The following is a 16,094-nucleotide window of genomic DNA, read 5'->3' on the forward strand; positions in this document are numbered from 1 at the left end:
TGCGGTGTTCCCGGATGCAGCTTACGATCTCTGTAGCAGCGGCGCGAGCCGCGTCCGGGGGCACTGCGGTTGTTCAGCCCGGAAGGCTGTTCCACAATGCATTGTCAACCAAGGAGTGACGATGAACGCTTTCGAAGACATGCGGCTGTTCGTTCAGGTGCTGGAATCACGCAGCTTCACCGCCGCTGCCGAGCAGTTGGGGATTTCCAAGCAGTACATCAGTCGGCGCTTGATGCAGCTGGAAAACCGGCTCGGCGCGCGCTTGCTCAATCGCTCCACCCGACGCCTCGACGTGACCGCCCTGGGCCAGAGCTACTACGACTCGGCCGTGCGCCTGCTGGCAGAAGTGGAACAGGTCGAGCAGGGCATAGCCGGGCAGGCTGCCGAACCCCGTGGCGTCTTGCGCGTGAGTGCGCCGCTGTCGTTCGCCATGGCGCAACTTAGCGCCCTGATGCCGCGATTCCTCCAGCGCTACCCCCAGGTGCAGGTCGAGATGGACCTCAGCGACCGCCCGGTCGACCTGCTCGGCGAGGGCTACGACCTCGTCCTGCGCATCGGCATGCTGGAGGACTCATCGCTGATCGCGCGGCGCATTGCCTCCATCGCACGCGTCTACTGTGCCAGCCCTGGCTACCTTGCTGAACGCGGCATCCCGGCCACCCCGCAAGACCTGGCGGCCCACGACTGCTTGCCTTACGGTCACGCGCGGCAAGTACAGTGGCGCTTCCAGGTGGACGGCAAACCGTTGGTAATCGGCGTGGGCGGGCGTCTGCGTGCCAACAACGGCGAACTGCTCTGCGAGGCTGCCGTGGCCGGCATGGGGATCGCCTACCTGCCACGGTTCATCGTCCAGCAGGCAATCACATCGGGACAGTTGCAGACCGTACTCGATGACTTCGTAACCGAGCCGCTAGCGTTGTCGGCGGTGTATCCGCAGCATCGACAGACATCGCGGCCGGTGCATGTGTTGATCGAGTTCCTGCGCGAGCATCTGGGCAATCTCTGAGGCCCGCGTTGCGCCTGTGCGCAGAATCAGACGTGGCTCAACGCGATACCGAATGAAACGACGATCATGCAGCACAGAGTCAGGTTGATATTCATCGGGACGAAATCCTTGGCGTGGTAAGGGGACCTATACTGCTGATCCCGCGCCCTGAAGAAAAATTCCGTTTTTCGATAGCCATCATCGACTTCCGTGATGCCGGTAACGGTTCAGCGCGTGCGCCGCGGCCGCGACACCACCGACTCGATGTTCTTGCGACCGATCAACCGGGTCGGCGGCGCAGATTCCTCGGCCAGCCACTTGTACATCACCAGGCAATCCACCAGCCCCTGTTGCGCATGCCGATAAGCCCGCGGCAGGCGCCCGACGGTTTCGAACCCCAGCTTGTGCCAAAGGGCCACTGCCACTTCGTTACTGGCTACCACCGAGTTGAACTGCATGGCCAGGAAACCACTGTCGCGGGCCACTTGCTGCGAGTGCTCGCACATCATTCGCGCCACACCACGGCCACGCGCCGCCTCGGTGACCATGTAGCCGCAGTTGCACACATGATTGCCAGGGCCTGCGGCATTGGCCTTGAGGTAGTAGCTGCCCAACAGCTGGCCTTGTTCATCCTCGGCAACGAAGGTATGCAGGGGCAGTTGCAGCCAGGTGTGCTCGGCGGCCTCGCGGGTCATGGCCGGATCGTAGGCGTAGGTCTGCTGGCCCTGGACCACCGCATTGAAGGTGGGCCAGAAACGTTCGAAATCAGAGGGGGTCATGGGGCGGATGGTGATCATGGGGCGCTCGCTGCGGATCGGGATCGGCCCACCGGAGGCAGTTGCCAGGCAGACATGCCCGACAGCGGCTCCCGAGGTGCCTGGATGGCGCCTATCCTACCATCGGCCGTCGTCGTTTTTCCCGCGCGACAGCGGCCGTTCCCGGGCTACCGGCGTGCCAGCGTGTCCGGCTGCCAGCCACCGCCCAGTGCCTTGTAGATCGCCACGATGCCGCGATACAGCTCGGTTTCGCCCTGGGCCTGGGCGTCTTCGGCGCTCAAGCGCTCGCGCTCGGCATCGAGCAGCACCAGGTAATCGGCCGTGCCTTCGCGGTACTGGATCGACGCCAGCGCCGCCGCGGCGCGGCTTGAATCGCTCTGGCGCATCAAGGCCTGCAGACGCTGCTGGCGCTTGCCGTAGTCACTGAAGGCGTTTTCCGATTCCTCCAGCGCCAGCAACACATCTTGCTCGTAGCTGGCCAGCGCACCTTCGGCATCGGCGTTGGCCGCACGAATCTGCGCGCGCACGCTGCCCAGGTCGAAAGCCGCCCAGGTGATGCTCGGCCCCAGGCCCCAGGCGTTGGCTGCCGACGAACCGATCTGCGAACCACGCGCTGCGGTGAACCCGAGGAAACCAGTGAGGGTGACCCGTGGAAACAGATCGGCGGTGGCCACGCCGATCTGTGCGGTGGCGGCTGCCAGTCGGCGTTCGGCACTGCGAATGTCCGGACGACGGCGCAGCAACTGGGTCGGATCACCGATCGGCAGCGCCTTGGCAATGGCCGGCAGCTGCGCCGGGCTCAGATCGACGCTGAGTTGATCGGGGCGCTGGCCGAGCAGGGTAGCGATGCGGTTGCGTGCCCGCACCTGCTCGGCCTGCAGCTGCGGCACGGTCGCTTCGACCGCGGCCAGGCGTGCATCGGCACGCACCACGTCCAGTTGATTGCCGACGCCGGCTTCCTCCAGGCTGCGGGTGATGCCGCGCGAATCCTGCTGGTTCTTCAGGTTGGCCAGGGCGATCTTCTCGCGCAATTGCGCGCCACGCAGTTGTCCGTAGGCATCCACCAGTTCAGCGATCAACGTGACCTGCAACTGCTGCAGGTTGGCCGCGGCTTCACCCTGCTGGGCGTCACTGACTTCCAACTGACGCTGGATGCGCCCGAACAAATCGACTTCCCAGGCCATGTCCAGGCCCAGGTCGTAGCGCTCGGTATTGACCCGGTCGTTGGTCTGGCCAGGTATCTGGCTCTTGCCGATCTCGCTGCTGGCGCGGCTGGTCACCACCGGGAAGCGGTCGTTGGCCACGTCGTCGCGGATCGCCCGAGATGCCTTGAGGCGGGCGAAGGCCACGCGCAGCTCGCGGTTGCCCTGCAGCGATTCGTTGACCAGCCGATTGAGCGTCGGATCGTCGAATTGCTGCCACCACACCGCATCGAACTGCTCGGCGCGGTAGTAACGAGCATCTTGCGCAGCCGCCACGGTCGCATCCAACGCCTGCGGCGCGCGGTAGTCAGGGCCCACCGCGCACGCGGCCAGGGCCATCACCAGCAGGCTGGGCAGAAGGGGTTTCAAGCGGTTCATGGTTGTACCTCAAGCTTGAGCGCGCGGTCCGCCTTGCGGGCCTGGCGACGCTCGACATGGCGACGGATCAGCACGAAGAACACCGGGGTCAGCAGCAGGCCGAAGAAAGTCACCCCCAGCATGCCGGAGAACACTGCCACGCCCATGGCATGGCGCATCTCGGCACCGGCGCCGGACGACAGCACCAGCGGCACCACGCCCATGATGAACGCGAACGAGGTCATCAGGATCGGCCGTAGCCGCAAGCGGCATGCCTCCAGCACGGCGGCCAGCGGGTCGAGGCCTTCCTCCTGCTTGTCCTTGGCGAATTCGACGATCAGGATCGCGTTCTTGCACGCCAGTCCGACCAGCACGATCAGGCCGATCTGGGTGAAGATATTGTTGTCGCTGCCCGCGATCATCACCCCGGCAATCGCCGAGAGCAGGGTCATGGGCACGATCAGGATCACCGCCAGCGGCAGGCTCCAGCTTTCGTACTGCGCCGCCAGCACCAGGAAGGCCAGCAGCACGCACAGCGGGAACACGAACAGGGCGGTGTTGCCTGCCAGAATCTGCTGGTAGGTCAGCTCGGTCCATTCGTAGGCCATGCCGTTGGGCAGTTCGTCCTTGAGCAGCTTCTCCACCGCCGCCTGGGCCTGGCCCGAACTGTAGCCGGGTGCAGCCGCGCCGTTGATTTCCGCCGTGACGAAGCCGTTGTAGTGCATCACGCGATCAGGCCCTGCGGTATCGCTGACCTTGATGAACGTGGCCAGCGGGATCATCTCGCCGCGATCGTTGCGCACCTTGAGCTGGCCAATCTGCTCGGCCTCCAGGCGGAACTGCTGCTCGGCCTGGACGTTGACCTGATAGGTGCGCCCGAAGCGGTTGAAGTCGTTGGCGTACAGCGAGCCCAGGTACACCTGCAGGGTGTCGAAGATATCGCTGATGGCCACGCCATGGGTCTTTGCCTTTTCCCGATCGATCGAGGCATCCACCTGCGGCACGTTCACTGTGTAGCTGGTGAACAGCCCGGCCAGTTCCGGCACGCTGCGGCTCTTGGCGATGATGTTCTGGGTCTGCTTGTACAACTCGTCATAGCCCAGGTTGCCGCGATCCTGAACCTGCAGGCGGAATCCACCGATGGTGCCCAGGCCCATCACCGGCGGTGGTGGGAAGATCGCCATGTAGGCGTCCTGGATACCGGCGAACTTGCCGTTGAGCTCGGCGGCGATGGCATTGGCCGACAGGCTGGCGTCCTTGCGCTGATCGAAGTCCTTGAGCGCGACGAACACGATGCCGTTGTTCGGGCTGTTGGTGAAGCCGTTGATCGACAGGCCGGGGAAGGCGATGGCGTTCTCCACGCCTGGCTGCTTCAAGGCGATGTCCGACATGCGCTTGATCACATCTTCGGTGCGGTCCAGGCTGGCGGCGTCCGGCAACTGCGCGAACGCCACCAGGTACTGCTTGTCCTGGGAAGGCACGAAACCGGTTGGGGTGTTGGCGAAACCGAACCAGGTCAGCACCATGAACCCTGCATACACCAGCATGGCGATACCGCTGCTGCGGATCACCCGCGCCACGGTGCCGACATAGCCATGGCTGGCCTTTTCGAAGAAGCGGTTGAACGGCCGGAACAGCCAGCCGCCGAGCAGTTTGTCGAGCAGCCGGGAGAAGCGGTCCTTGGGTGCGTCGTGTGCCCTTAGCAGCACGGCCGCCAGCGCCGGCGACAGGGTCAACGAGTTGAACGCCGAAATGACCGTGGAAATGGCGATGGTCAGGGCGAACTGCTTGTAGAATTGCCCGGTGAGCCCGGAGATGAACGCTGCCGGCACGAACACCGCACACAGCACCAGCGCAGTGGCGATGATCGGCCCGGTCACTTCGCGCATGGCCCGCTCGGTGGCGGCCACCGGTTCCAGCCCCAGCTCGATGTTGCGCTCGACGTTCTCCACCACCACGATGGCGTCGTCCACGACGATACCGATGGCCAACACCAGCCCGAACAGCGACAACGCGTTGAGCGAAAAGCCGAACATGTGCATGACGGCGAAGGTGCCGATCAGCGACACCGGCACGGCCACCAGCGGAATGATCGAGGCGCGCCAGGTCTGCAGGAACAGGATCACCACCAGCACGACCAGGATCAGCGCTTCGAACAAGGTGTGTACCACCGCCTCGATCGAGCCGCGCACGAAGATGGTCGGGTCGTAGACGATGCTGTAGTCCATGCCTTCAGGGAACGACTGCTTGAGTTCGGCCATTTTCGCCCGAACCTGATTGGACACGTCGATGGCGTTGGAACCGGGGCGCTGGAAGATCGGCAGGGCCACCGCCGGTTGGTTGTTCAGCAGCGAGCGCAACGCGTATTGGCTGGAACCCAGCTCCACGCGGGCAATGTCCTTGAGCCGGGTGATTTCGCCGTCGTCGGCGGCGCGCACGACGATGTTCTCGAATTCTTCCTCGGTGACCAGGCGGCCCTGGGTGTTGACCGACATCTGGAAACTGGTGGCGTTGGGCGCAGGCGGCGCGCCCAGCTGGCCAGCGGCAACCTGACGGTTCTGCTCGCGAATGGCGGTGACCACGTCGGTGGCCGTCAGGTTGCGCGAAGCGGTCTTGTTCGGGTCAAGCCAGACCCGCAGCGAGTAGTCGCCCATGCCGAACAACTGCACGTCGCCAATGCCATTGAGCCTGGCCAGTTCGTCCTTGATGTTCAAGGTCGCGTAGTTGGACAGGTAGAGCATGTCGTAGCGCTGGTCGGGGGAGGTCAGGTGGACCACCATGGTCAAGTCCGGTGAGGCCTTGTCCACGGTAATGCCGATCCGCGTGACTTCTTCGGGCAGCTTGGGTTGGGTGCGCGTCACTCGGTTCTGCACCTGCACCTGGGCATTGTCCAGGTCGGTGCCCAACGCGAAGGTCAGGGTCAGGGTCAGCTTGCCGTCGGCGGTAGACTGCGAGGACATGTACAGCATGTTCTCCACGCCGGTGATGGCCTGCTCGAGCGGCGCGGCCACGGTTTCACCGATGACCTTGGGGTTGGCGCCGGGGAAGCTGGCACGCACCACCACGGTCGGCGGGACCACTTCGGGGTACTCGCTGATCGGCAGCTGGAACAGCGAGATGGCGCCGGCGATCAGGATGATCAGCGACAGCACGGCGGCGAAGATCGGCCGCTTGATGAAGAATTGAGAGAAGTTCATCGCAGTGATCTCTTAACCGCGTGGAGTCGAAACGCTGGCAACCTTGACCGCAGCAGCGGGCGTGTTGCTGGCTTCCAGGGCATGGCGCTGTTCGGCCAGGGCGGCGAGGGTGGCAGGGCTGGCCATCTGGGCGACTTCGGGATCGACCTGGGAACCGGGACGAACCCGCTGCAGGCCATTGATGACGATGCGCTCATCCTTGTTCAGGCCACTGCGCACGATGCGCAGGCCCTCCAGCTTGGGGCCCAGCTCGATGCTGCGGTAGGCGGCCTTGTTGTCCTGGTCCATCACCAGCACGAACTTCTTGCCCAGGTCGGTGCCCACCGCTTCGTCCTTGATCAGCACTGCCGAATAGGTGGCGCTGCCCACCAGTTTCAGCCGTGCGTACAGGCCGGGGGTGAAGCTGCCGTCCTTGTTGTCGAACACGGCGCGACCGCGGATGGTGCCGGTCTTGGGATTGACCTGGTTGTCGACGAAATTCATGTGCCCCAGGTGCGGGTTGCCGGCCTCGTTGGACAGCCCCAGGTACACCGGGGTGGTCTGGCCGCGCTGGCCCTGGCGGGCGAGCTGGGTGTACTTGAGGTACACGCGCTCGTCGGCATCGAAGTAGGCATACACCTTGTCGGTAGAGACCACGCTGGTCAGCGGCGTAACGTCGGCGCTGACGATGTTGCCTGCGGTTATTTCGGCACGGCTGACGCGCCCGGAAATCGGCGCCGTGACGCGGGTGAAGCTCAGGTTCAGCCGGGCCAGGTCAAGCTGTGCCTGAATGCCGGCGAGTGCCGCGCGCGACTCTTGCGCCGCGGTGGCTCGGGTCTCGGCCAGCTCGGCGGAAATGGCGTTGCTCGCCTGCAGGCGCTGTCCACGCTGCGCTTCGTTGTCGCTGCGTGCGGAGCTGGCACGGGCCTGTTGAAGTTGCGCTTCCAGGCGTCGCACTTCGGCCTGGAAAGGCCGCGGATCGATCTGGAACAGCAGGTCGCCCTTGTTCACCAGGGCGCCCTCGGTGAAGGCTACCTGGTCAATCTGGCCCGACACGCGTGGGCGAATCTCGACGGTTTCCGGTGCTTCCAGGCGCCCGGTGAACTCGTCCCATTCATTGACCGGCTGTTCCAGCACCTGGGCCACGGTAACCTTGGGTGCAGCAGGCGCCTGAGCGACATCGGGTGTTTTTCCGCAAGCGGCGATGACCATCAGCGCAAGGGCCGCCAACGGGAAACGCAACGGAGTGAGTGACTGGTGCATGTGCAGATCCGCCAAGTGAAGTAAGGGAGCATCAACGATGGGCGGATCATGCGGCGCAGACGGGACAATCGACGAATCGAATGGTTCGAAGGTAACTATCATTACGAATGATGAACATCACTGGAAGTGCTTGATTTTCCGGAAAAATACAAAGCTAGCTAACGATTTTTACAGGCCAGGACCTGACGGCAGGGCAAAGCCCCAAGGCACAGCCGTACAAGCCTTGAAATACTTTCCCGCTGTAGGAATCAGTACGCCGGGCGGTAGGATCAGACTCCGAAACTACTCAAGACCTCTATGAATCCCGTCACGGAACCTCCCAGTCCCGCGCTTCATGCAACATCCTCCTTCTGCCTGATGAGTACCCTTCCATGGAATGGCTAGCCGACCCCACGGCCTGGCTAGGCCTGGCGACCCTGATCGTCCTGGAACTGGTACTGGGCATCGACAATCTGGTATTCATCGCGATTCTCGCCGACAAGCTGCCCCCGCATCAGCGTGACCGCGCGCGGGTGATCGGCCTGTCGCTGGCGTTGATCATGCGCCTGGGCCTGCTGGCCAGCATTTCCTGGATGGTGACGCTGACCGAGCCGCTGTTCGAGGTGTTCGGCAAATCGTTCTCCGGGCGCGACCTGATCATGCTGTTCGGCGGTATCTTCCTGCTGTTCAAGGCGACCATGGAGTTGCATGAAAGGCTCGAAGGCCATGTCGCGCAGCGGGCTGGCGTCAAGACCTACGCCCTGTTCTGGCCAATCGTCGCGCAGATCGTCGTGCTGGACGCTGTGTTCTCCCTGGATGCGGTCATCACCGCCGTGGGCATGGTGGACGAATTGTCGATCATGATGATCGCGGTGATCTTCTCCATCGGCCTGATGATCATCGCCAGCAAGCCGTTGACGCGCTTCGTCAACAGCCACCCGACCGTGATCATGCTGTGCCTGGGCTTCCTGATGATGATCGGCTTCGCCCTGACCGCCGAAGGCCTGGGCTTCCACATCCCCAAGGGTTATCTCTACGCCGCGATCGGTTTCTCGATTCTCATCGAGGTGTTCAACCAGATCGCTCGGGCACGGCGCAAGCACAAGCATCAGGACCGGCCGATGCGCGAGCGTACCGCCCACGCCGTGCTGCGCCTGCTGGGTGGCCGGCGTCCGGCCAGCGAAGCCATGGACGAGGAAATCGAAGACCTGGTGGGCCAGGAGCAGAGCGAAGCGCTGTTCGATCGACGTGAGCGGGTGATGATTAGCGGGGTGTTGAACCTGGCTGAAAAACCCATCCGCAGCATCATGACCGTGCGTGCCCAGGTCGATTGCCTGGACCTGGGTGCGTCGCGCGAAGTCACCGAGCAGACCTTGATGCAGTCGTCCTACTCACGCCTGCCATTGATTGCACAAGGCCAGGTGGACGAGCCTCTGGGTTTCGTGCACAAGAAGGAGTTGCTCAAGCAACTGCTGGCGGGCGACGCACCGGACCTAGCCAGCCTGGCGCGCCAGCCGATCAACCTGCTCGAAACCTTCAGCATTCTCAACGCCCTGGAGCAGATGCGTGCGCAGTCCACGCACATTGCCTTCGTGGTCAACGAGTTCGGTGGCTTCATCGGCATTCTGACCATGACCGACATTCTCGAGTCGATTGCCGGCGAGCTGCCCGACGCCAGCGAAGTGCAGGCCCCCGATATCGTCGAGCAGGAAGAGGGCTATCGCGTGAGTGCAGCGTTGGACCTCAAGCAGCTGCAGACGCGCATCGGCTTCGATGCGGCGCCCACCAATGACTATCAGACCCTGGCGGGCATGGTCATGAGCCTGCTCGATCGTTTGCCCAAGCAAGGCGACACGCTGCAATGGGAACAGTGGAGCCTGACCGTGCTGACGGTGGAGGAGCGCCGGGTCAAGCAAGTCCTCCTGCGCAAGCAAGCCCTGCAGGTGTAGCGAAACCGCGCGCAATCACACTGCGCGACGCGAGCGCGCCAGATGCTTGGCGCCCTCGAACATCAGCACCAGCACCGCCAGCCAGATCGGCAAGTAGGTCAGCCACTGGTCTGGGGCGATGCTCTCGCCCAGCAACAAGGCCACACCCACCAACAGCACCGGCTCGACGTAACTGAGCAACCCGAACAGGCTGAACGGCAGCAGGCGGCTGGCCATTACGTAGCAGATCAATGCCGATGCACTGATGACGCCAAGAATCGGTATCAGTGCGTACAGCAGCGGTCGCGCCTCCATGTCTGCCGGCGACAGCTGGCCTTGCACGATGAACAGCAGCGCGGCCGGCAGCATCAGGCACATGTCCGTCCACAAACCGCCCAGGTGATCATTGCCGCACGCGCGACGCAACACGAAATACACCGGATAGCCGGCAGCCACGAGCAACGTTTCCCAGGCGAAGCTGCCGTGCTGGAACAGCTCGTGGCCTACACCGCAGGCGGCGCAGAGCACCGCCAGCTTCTGCAGGTGCGAGAGCTGTTCGCCGTACACCAGCCGTCCGGTCAGGACCATGGTCAGCGGCAGCAGGAAATAGCCCATCGACACTTCCAGGCTGCGCCCGTGCAGCGGCGCCCAAAGGAACAGCCACAGCTGCACACCCATCAGCGCCGAGGTGCCCATCGAGCCGAGCAGCAGCATCGGACGCTGGGCAATGTTGCGCCACACCCTGGCGACCAGATGCAGATCGGTACTGAACCACATGAACAGGGTCACGCACGGCAAGGTCAGCAGCATGCGCCAGCCAAACATCTCCTCGCCGCTCAGAGGGGCCAGCAGCGAAGTATAGAAATACATCACGGCGAACAGAATGGACGCTGTGACGGACGTGATGATGCCTTTGGACACGGGAGCCTCTAAGCGCGAAAAACCTGACTGAGCCGACAATGATCTCAGTCAGGCGGGCAGGCTACAACCACTGCTTTCAAAGACGCCGCAAGGCGTGCGCGAAATCCGCCAGCGGCATTGGCTTGGCAAACAGATAACCCTGCAGGTATTTCACGTGGCGTGCGGCGAGGTAAGCGCGTTGTTCGTCGGTTTCCACGCCTTCGGCAACCACTTGCAGTTCGAGTTTGGCCGACAGCTCGATGATGCTGTCCAGCACATGCCGCGAAAGCGTATTGACGCCGATCATGGCCACGAAGCTCTGGTCGATCTTGAGAAAGTCGACCTGGAACTGCTGCAGGTAGCTCAGGCTGGACTGCCCGGTGCCGAAGTCGTCGATGGCAATGCTCACGCCCAACCCGCGCAACCGTTCGAACAGCGTGTGAATCTGCGCGCAGGGCTGGATCAGCTCGCGTTCGGTCAATTCCAGGGTCAAGGCGATCCGGTCTTTCGGAAACGCGTCGAGGAACGCCTTGCAGTCATCGAACAACGCTGAATCCAGGCAATGCTGGGCGGTGATATTGATGCCGACATGAAAGCCGTGCGGTAGCTGATCCAGGCAGCTGCCCAGTTGCTGCGCGGTGCGCTTCATCAGCAGCCGGGTCATCGGTACGATCAGCCCGCAGTCCTCGGCGTAGGGAATGAACAGGTCGGGGCGGACCAGGCCTTCGCGAGGATGTTGCCAGCGCATGAGCACTTCGGCGCCCGCCCAGCGGCCGTCCTCGCTGAACACCACCGGCTGGAAGAAGGGCACGAACTCCTCGGCGTCCAATGCGCGCTGCAGCTCCTGATAGCGCGAGCCGGAACGACTCATCACCCATCGGCAGAGCAGGCCGACCACCGCCGAGATGAGCAACAGCAGGCCGAACATGCCGGCGTATTGTTCGCGTATCAGCGTCCAGCGCGCCTCTTGCGGGATACCACTGATCACGCTGAACGGGTAGCGTGCGGACTGCAGCCGTGTTTGCGCGCCAGTGGCAGGCAGCGGCGCGCCCTGATGGACCTCGCCGCTGGCTTCGATCCAGCTGCGCCCGACGTGCAGGGTGATCGAATGGGTCGAGCCCATCATGCGCAAGGCATTGGCCAGGTGGTAACCGTCGACGGTGCTGAGCGCGCTGGCCTCGCCACGGGCGGCGCGGTAGATCAACAAGCCGCGGTCGGGCGTCACTGAATTGCCGGGCAGCAGCCACAACTGCCCATCGACGTAATCGAGCGGATTCACGTTTTCGCTCACTGCGCCCGACAGGGAGCTGCAGTAAAGTGTGTCGCCCTGGATCAGATTAACCGAGCGCACGAAGGGCCGCCGGGTCACCTGGTCCAGCAGCGCCGGTTGTACCTGCGCGCAGGCTTGTCCGGACAGAGGCAGAACGGCATCCGCCGCTGCCGCGACGTTATCGAGGATGAGCTCGAATTGCTCGACCGCCAACTGGCTGGTGCGCGCCGCTGCGAGCTGCAGCGAACGACCGGCTTCCCAGTTCAGCATGACCGCACCACTGGCCAGTGGTATTGCGGCCGCCAGCCAAGGCAACAGCAGGCGTGAAAATTTGCGTTTGGAGGCGGCAAGTGTCAGCGGCATACTGGCGACAGTCCTTGTGCGCAGGAGATGCGAGCGGGAAAGCCGCCATCATTTCATGAAAGCGCCTGCGCGGGCAGGCGCCGGGGCTTATTTATCCTTGGACTGATCGGGCTTCTGCATCTGTACCGAGGAAGGGGTGCCGTCGTTGTTGCCTTTGGTGGTGCTCTTGTCGGCGCTGTCGAAGCAGCCTTGCAGCAGTGCCAGACACAGCACCAGACCGGCGCAAGGGATGAGTTTCATGATGATCTCCGATGTTCAGAACGTGCAGCTTGGACTCGACCCTGTCCAATTGGTTGCCTGCGCCGACCCGGATCCGGATCGGCGCACGGGCGCGTGGGGGAATCAAACCTCGGCAGCGCCGCGCAGGCGCTCGGCACCTTGGCGCAGCAGTCGCTCGGTGGCGGCCCAGCCCAGGCAACCGTCCGTGACCGACACGCCGTAGCGCATGTGCCCGCTGATCGGCTGGCTGCCTTCCTGCAGATGGCTTTCCAGCATGACCGCCACCAATGACCGGTCACCGTCCAGGCGCTGCTGCAGCACGTCGTCGAACACCGCTGGCTGGCGCAATGGGTCCTTGCCACTGTTGGCATGGCTGCAGTCGACCATGATGCGCGCCTTCACACCCGCTTTGGCCAGATCGTTGTGCACCTGGGCAATGCTCTGCCGGTCATGGTTGGGCCCCCGGTGCCCCCCGCGCAACACAAGGTGAGTGTCGGGATTGCCAGTGGTGTCGATCATGGCCGGGTGCCCCTGCGGATCGATGCCGAAATGGCGATGAGCATGGGCCGCACTGCGCATGGCATCACACGCGACGGCAACGCCGCCGTCGGTACCATTCTTGAAGCCGACCGGGATCCCCAGGCCGCTGGCCAGTTCGCGGTGGATCTGCGATTCCGTGGTGCGTGCACCGATCGCCACCCAGCTCAACAGGTCGTCGAAGTACCCTGAGGCCATGGGTTGCAACACTTCGCTCGCCAGTGGCAGGCCCAGGCGCAGCATTTCGCGCATCAGGTCGCGGCACAGGGTCAGGCCGCCCGCCATGTCGTCGGTGCCGTCCAGGTAAGGATCGTATGCCAGGCCTTTCCAGCCCACCGTGGTGCGTGGTTTCTCCACGTAGGCGCGCATCACCAGCAGCATCTCGCCCTCTAACTCCTGCGCCAACTGGCTCAGGTTGCGTGCGTACTCCAGCGCGGACTTCGGATCGTGCAGGGAGCAGGGGCCCACTACGACCAGCAGGCGTGGGTCACGGCCTTCGAGAATGGCGCGGATGGCTTGGCGATGGGCTTGGACCTGGGTGCCCAGGTGATCGGCGAGGGGCAGTTGCTGCTTGAGCGCGAAATGCGTAGGCAGACGGTGAGTTGCCGGCGTGTTGGCGGCGTCTTTTGCCGCGGCGGCAGTTGCGGCTGCGCGAGTCTGGACAGCGGGGGTAGGGTGCAGAGTGGTCAGGCTGTTGTTCATGGTCTGGGTCCTGGACAGCGGCGGGGTGCTTGCCCGCATGCGCTGCCCTGTCAAGGTGTTCGACAAAGTGCCGGGGAGTCTGGACTGCGGGTCATGCCACCCATCAACGACCGGTCGGAGGCGGCAGGCTGGCCCGAACGGAGGTTGCTAAATCGCCAGAGGTTGCGGATGTCGAAACGGTAATAGGTAAAGTTGTTCATGAAGCGTTCCTCGATTTCGTGGCGAAAGTGCCGAAAAAAACATGAAGCCCTGAAAAGCAAAAACCCCCAGTCGGGAGGCCGACTGGGGGTTGAGAATTCTCTGTCGGCGACCCCTGTAAAATGGGCGCCGATATTGGGTATCAGGCGCGCCAGTGGCTAAACCAATACCCAAAATAAACGTTTGCCGGTGCACGGACAGCCGTCATCGCTGCGCAGGTCGCAGGCAAGGATGCAGGGCTGAAGGTGTTGTGCGACATTGATAGTCTCCGGTGGATGGCTGGAGCTTACTTCAGCCATGGCGAAGGATTCAAGCTCATTCTTGACGTGGGGAGGATGCAATGACTTTGTACCTGCGGCCGGCTGTCGATCAGGATCTGCGTTTCGCCCGAGACCTCACTCGGCGAGCGATGCTGCCTTACTACGGCCGTCACGATCTGCTGTGGCTGGACGAAGGTTTCGATCAGGCCTGGCATTGGCGCGACAACCGATTGATCTGTCGCGACGCCGTGCCGCTGGGCTACATCAGTCTGTCCAGGGATGCCCATGCACTGTTCATCCGCGAGGTGCATCTGCTGCCGGTGCATCGTGGCCAGGGCGTAGGCCATTGGGTGCTCGAGCAGGTGGTGCGGCAAGCGCGCTGCGAACGCTTGCCGCGGGTGCGTCTGATGGTGTTCAAGGACAACCCCGCGCAGCGGCTCTATGGCCGCCACGGTTTCGAGGTGGTGGGGGAGCAGGACAGTTTCCTGCGCATGGAGTACGTGCTGCCCAGCCCCGCCCGTTGACCATGTGCGGTCAGCGCTGGCCGTTCTCCAGTGCTGCGCTGATGGTGCCCAGTTTCATGCCCAGCAATACGGCGACCCGGTGCGCCTCGCCACGCCGCCCCTTCTTGCGTCCTGCCAACACCTGATAGGTGGTGGCAGGGTCCACGCCGTGCTCGCGCGCAAACTCTTGTACCGATTTCCCTTGCTGATCGAGCCAGGCTCTGGCTTGTGCGGCAGTCCGTATACCATGCATAGTTCAAGTCCGTTTTAGAGGGTTCAAAGTAGTTTTATTTCGCACCGTTTCGGGTGTTTCGATAAAGGATTATACATTCAAATGACTGGAATCGGTCCCCGACTAAGGGAAGAGCGCGAGCGTTTGGAGCTCACGCAACGAGAGTTTGGCCAGGTGGGTGGTGTCGAACCCAATGCGCAGGGCAAATACGAAAACGGCGAAAGATCACCACGGGCCGATTACTTGGCTGCCGTTTCGACGATAGGCGTCGACGTTCTCTACGTCGTGCTGGGCCGCCGGACGCCATTGGCCGAGCAGGCTCTCAGCGGCCGAGAAGAAAATGTCCTAGAGACATATCGGACGCTTCCTACTTCCGGCCAAGCCGTCTTGAGCAATCTGGCCAGCAGCCTGGCCGAGATGGCGGCGAACTATTCAACGCGCAGTACGGTCCAGAAAAAAACCCGGGCGAGAAATACCCCGGACTGATCTTCCGCACCGACGCCCCACGCCATATTCATGACGCTTTGAGCTAGGTCCGAGGCGGCAATGTTTGGTAATGTGGCAGCATTCCCCGAGACCACTATTACGAGGTGTCCGTTTGATTCGGGTTCTAGTAGTCGACGATCACGACCTGGTCCGTACCGGTATCACCCGCATGCTGGCCGATATCGACGACCTGCAGGTCGTGGGACAGGCAGAGTCGGGCGAGGGAGCGTTGCAGTATGCTCGCGATCTCAAGCCGGACGTGGTGCTGATGGACGTCAAGATGCCCGGTATCGGTGGTCTCGAGGCGACTCGCAAATTGCTGCGCAGCCATCCCGACATAAAGGTGGTGGCCGTCACTGTCTGCGAGGAAGACCCGTTTCCGACGCGCCTGCTGCAAGCCGGTGCCGCCGGTTACCTGACCAAGGGGGCAGGGCTGGCCGAAATGGTCCAGGCGATTCGCCTGGTGTTCGCCGGCCAGCGTTACATCAGTCCGCAGATTGCCCAGCAATTGGCGCTCAAGTCGTTCCAGCCGCAGACCAGTAATTCGCCGTTCGATCTGCTGTCCGAACGGGAAATCCAGATTGCCCTGATGATCGTCGGCTGCCAGAAAGTCCAGATCATCTCAGACAAGCTGTGCCTGTCGCCAAAAACGGTCAACACCTACCGCTACCGGATCTTCGAGAAGCTCTCCGTGACCAGCGATGTGGAATTGACCCTGCTGGCGGTGCGGCATGGCATGGTAGACACCAACCTTTGAC

General features: G+C 62.9%; 15 protein-coding genes. 5 read left to right on the forward strand and 10 right to left on the reverse strand.

Annotated features, from left to right (window positions below; genetic code table 11):
* The first annotated feature begins 121 nt into the window (after positions 1 to 121).
* The gene (locus H7993_RS00460; RefSeq protein WP_185793055.1) at positions 122 to 1,006 is read left to right on the forward strand and encodes a LysR family transcriptional regulator; all 885 of its coding nucleotides are present in this window, start codon (positions 122 to 124) and stop codon (positions 1,004 to 1,006) included.
* Positions 1,007 to 1,212: 206 nt separating this feature from the next.
* Here the strand turns inward: H7993_RS00460 and H7993_RS00465 are convergent, their stop codons facing one another.
* The 4 genes from H7993_RS00465 to mexE all read right to left on the reverse strand — a co-directional run bounded on the left by H7993_RS00465 (position 1,213) and on the right by mexE (position 7,759).
* On the reverse strand, positions 1,213 to 1,782 hold the full coding sequence (locus H7993_RS00465) for a GNAT family N-acetyltransferase (protein ID WP_185793056.1): 570 nt from the start codon (positions 1,780 to 1,782) through the stop codon (positions 1,213 to 1,215).
* A gap of 146 nt (positions 1,783 to 1,928) precedes the next feature.
* Positions 1,929 to 3,341, reverse strand: coding sequence for an efflux transporter outer membrane subunit (locus H7993_RS00470; RefSeq protein WP_185793057.1), 1,413 nt, complete (start codon positions 3,339 to 3,341; stop codon positions 1,929 to 1,931).
* Positions 3,338 to 6,517 carry an efflux RND transporter permease subunit gene (locus H7993_RS00475; protein ID WP_122477407.1) on the reverse strand — a complete coding sequence of 1,060 codons (3,180 nt, stop codon included), beginning with the start codon at positions 6,515 to 6,517 and terminating at the stop codon, positions 3,338 to 3,340. Before H7993_RS00475 ends, H7993_RS00470 begins: the two co-directional genes overlap by 4 nt.
* Positions 6,518 to 6,529: 12 nt before the next feature.
* Positions 6,530 to 7,759, reverse strand: a complete 1,230-nt coding sequence (gene mexE, locus H7993_RS00480) for a multidrug efflux RND transporter periplasmic adaptor subunit MexE (protein WP_122478236.1) — start codon at positions 7,757 to 7,759, stop codon at positions 6,530 to 6,532.
* Positions 7,760 to 8,130: 371 nt separating this feature from the next.
* On the opposite strand from mexE, the gene H7993_RS00485 reads away from it, so the two are divergent.
* A complete protein-coding gene (locus H7993_RS00485; protein ID WP_185793058.1) occupies positions 8,131 to 9,687 on the forward strand; it encodes a TerC family protein in 1,557 nt (518 codons plus the stop codon).
* A 15-nt stretch (positions 9,688 to 9,702) separates the two neighbouring features.
* Here the strand turns inward: H7993_RS00485 and rarD are convergent, their stop codons facing one another.
* The 5 genes from rarD to H7993_RS00510 form a co-directional block, all read right to left on the reverse strand.
* Positions 9,703 to 10,587, reverse strand: coding sequence for an EamA family transporter RarD (rarD, locus tag H7993_RS00490; RefSeq protein WP_122478238.1), 885 nt, complete (start codon positions 10,585 to 10,587; stop codon positions 9,703 to 9,705).
* A gap of 76 nt (positions 10,588 to 10,663) precedes the next feature.
* On the reverse strand, positions 10,664 to 12,199 hold the full coding sequence (locus tag H7993_RS00495) for an EAL domain-containing protein (protein WP_185793059.1): 1,536 nt from the start codon (positions 12,197 to 12,199) through the stop codon (positions 10,664 to 10,666).
* Between the two features lie 87 nt (positions 12,200 to 12,286).
* Positions 12,287 to 12,439, reverse strand: coding sequence for a hypothetical protein (locus H7993_RS00500; protein ID WP_163007546.1), 153 nt, complete (start codon positions 12,437 to 12,439; stop codon positions 12,287 to 12,289).
* Positions 12,440 to 12,541: 102 nt separating this feature from the next.
* Positions 12,542 to 13,657: a 3-deoxy-7-phosphoheptulonate synthase gene (locus H7993_RS00505; protein WP_185793060.1), complete on the reverse strand. Its 1,116-nt coding sequence runs from the start codon at positions 13,655 to 13,657 to the stop codon at positions 12,542 to 12,544.
* Positions 13,658 to 13,707: 50 nt separating this feature from the next.
* On the reverse strand, positions 13,708 to 13,857 hold the full coding sequence (locus H7993_RS00510; protein ID WP_185793061.1) for a hypothetical protein: 150 nt from the start codon (positions 13,855 to 13,857) through the stop codon (positions 13,708 to 13,710).
* Between the two features lie 338 nt (positions 13,858 to 14,195).
* Between H7993_RS00510 and H7993_RS00515 the strand changes: the two genes are divergently transcribed.
* On the forward strand, positions 14,196 to 14,639 hold the full coding sequence (locus H7993_RS00515) for a GNAT family N-acetyltransferase (protein WP_185793062.1): 444 nt from the start codon (positions 14,196 to 14,198) through the stop codon (positions 14,637 to 14,639).
* A gap of 10 nt (positions 14,640 to 14,649) precedes the next feature.
* Here H7993_RS00515 and H7993_RS00520 read toward each other — a convergent pair whose 3' ends face one another.
* Positions 14,650 to 14,871, reverse strand: a complete 222-nt coding sequence (locus H7993_RS00520; RefSeq protein ID WP_122477415.1) for a DNA-binding protein — start codon at positions 14,869 to 14,871, stop codon at positions 14,650 to 14,652.
* 81 nt (positions 14,872 to 14,952) lie between these two features.
* Between H7993_RS00520 and H7993_RS00525 the strand changes: the two genes are divergently transcribed.
* Positions 14,953 to 15,336, forward strand: a complete 384-nt coding sequence (locus H7993_RS00525) for a helix-turn-helix domain-containing protein (protein WP_185793063.1) — start codon at positions 14,953 to 14,955, stop codon at positions 15,334 to 15,336.
* Between the two features lie 112 nt (positions 15,337 to 15,448).
* The gene (gene gacA, locus H7993_RS00530; protein WP_122477418.1) at positions 15,449 to 16,093 is read left to right on the forward strand and encodes a response regulator transcription factor GacA; all 645 of its coding nucleotides are present in this window, start codon (positions 15,449 to 15,451) and stop codon (positions 16,091 to 16,093) included.
* Position 16,094 lies beyond the last annotated feature (1 nt).

Source organism: Pseudomonas baltica (assembly GCF_014235765.1).
Taxonomy (GTDB): domain Bacteria; phylum Pseudomonadota; class Gammaproteobacteria; order Pseudomonadales; family Pseudomonadaceae; genus Aquipseudomonas; species Aquipseudomonas baltica.

Coding starts and splice junctions, on each gene's coding strand:
- H7993_RS00460 (WP_185793055.1), top strand. CDS start 122: ATGAACGCTTTCGAAGACATGCGGCTGTTCGTTCAGGTGCTGGAATCA.
- H7993_RS00465 (WP_185793056.1), bottom strand. CDS start 1,782: ATGATCACCATCCGCCCCATGACCCCCTCTGATTTCGAACGTTTCTGG.
- H7993_RS00470 (WP_185793057.1), bottom strand. CDS start 3,341: ATGAACCGCTTGAAACCCCTTCTGCCCAGCCTGCTGGTGATGGCCCTG.
- H7993_RS00475 (WP_122477407.1), bottom strand. CDS start 6,517: ATGAACTTCTCTCAATTCTTCATCAAGCGGCCGATCTTCGCCGCCGTG.
- mexE (WP_122478236.1), bottom strand. CDS start 7,759: ATGCACCAGTCACTCACTCCGTTGCGTTTCCCGTTGGCGGCCCTTGCG.
- H7993_RS00485 (WP_185793058.1), top strand. CDS start 8,131: ATGGAATGGCTAGCCGACCCCACGGCCTGGCTAGGCCTGGCGACCCTG.
- H7993_RS00495 (WP_185793059.1), bottom strand. CDS start 12,199: ATGCCGCTGACACTTGCCGCCTCCAAACGCAAATTTTCACGCCTGCTG.
- H7993_RS00500 (WP_163007546.1), bottom strand. CDS start 12,439: ATGAAACTCATCCCTTGCGCCGGTCTGGTGCTGTGTCTGGCACTGCTG.
- H7993_RS00505 (WP_185793060.1), bottom strand. CDS start 13,657: ATGAACAACAGCCTGACCACTCTGCACCCTACCCCCGCTGTCCAGACT.
- H7993_RS00510 (WP_185793061.1), bottom strand. CDS start 13,857: ATGAACAACTTTACCTATTACCGTTTCGACATCCGCAACCTCTGGCGA.
- H7993_RS00515 (WP_185793062.1), top strand. CDS start 14,196: ATGACTTTGTACCTGCGGCCGGCTGTCGATCAGGATCTGCGTTTCGCC.
- H7993_RS00520 (WP_122477415.1), bottom strand. CDS start 14,871: ATGCATGGTATACGGACTGCCGCACAAGCCAGAGCCTGGCTCGATCAG.
- H7993_RS00525 (WP_185793063.1), top strand. CDS start 14,953: ATGACTGGAATCGGTCCCCGACTAAGGGAAGAGCGCGAGCGTTTGGAG.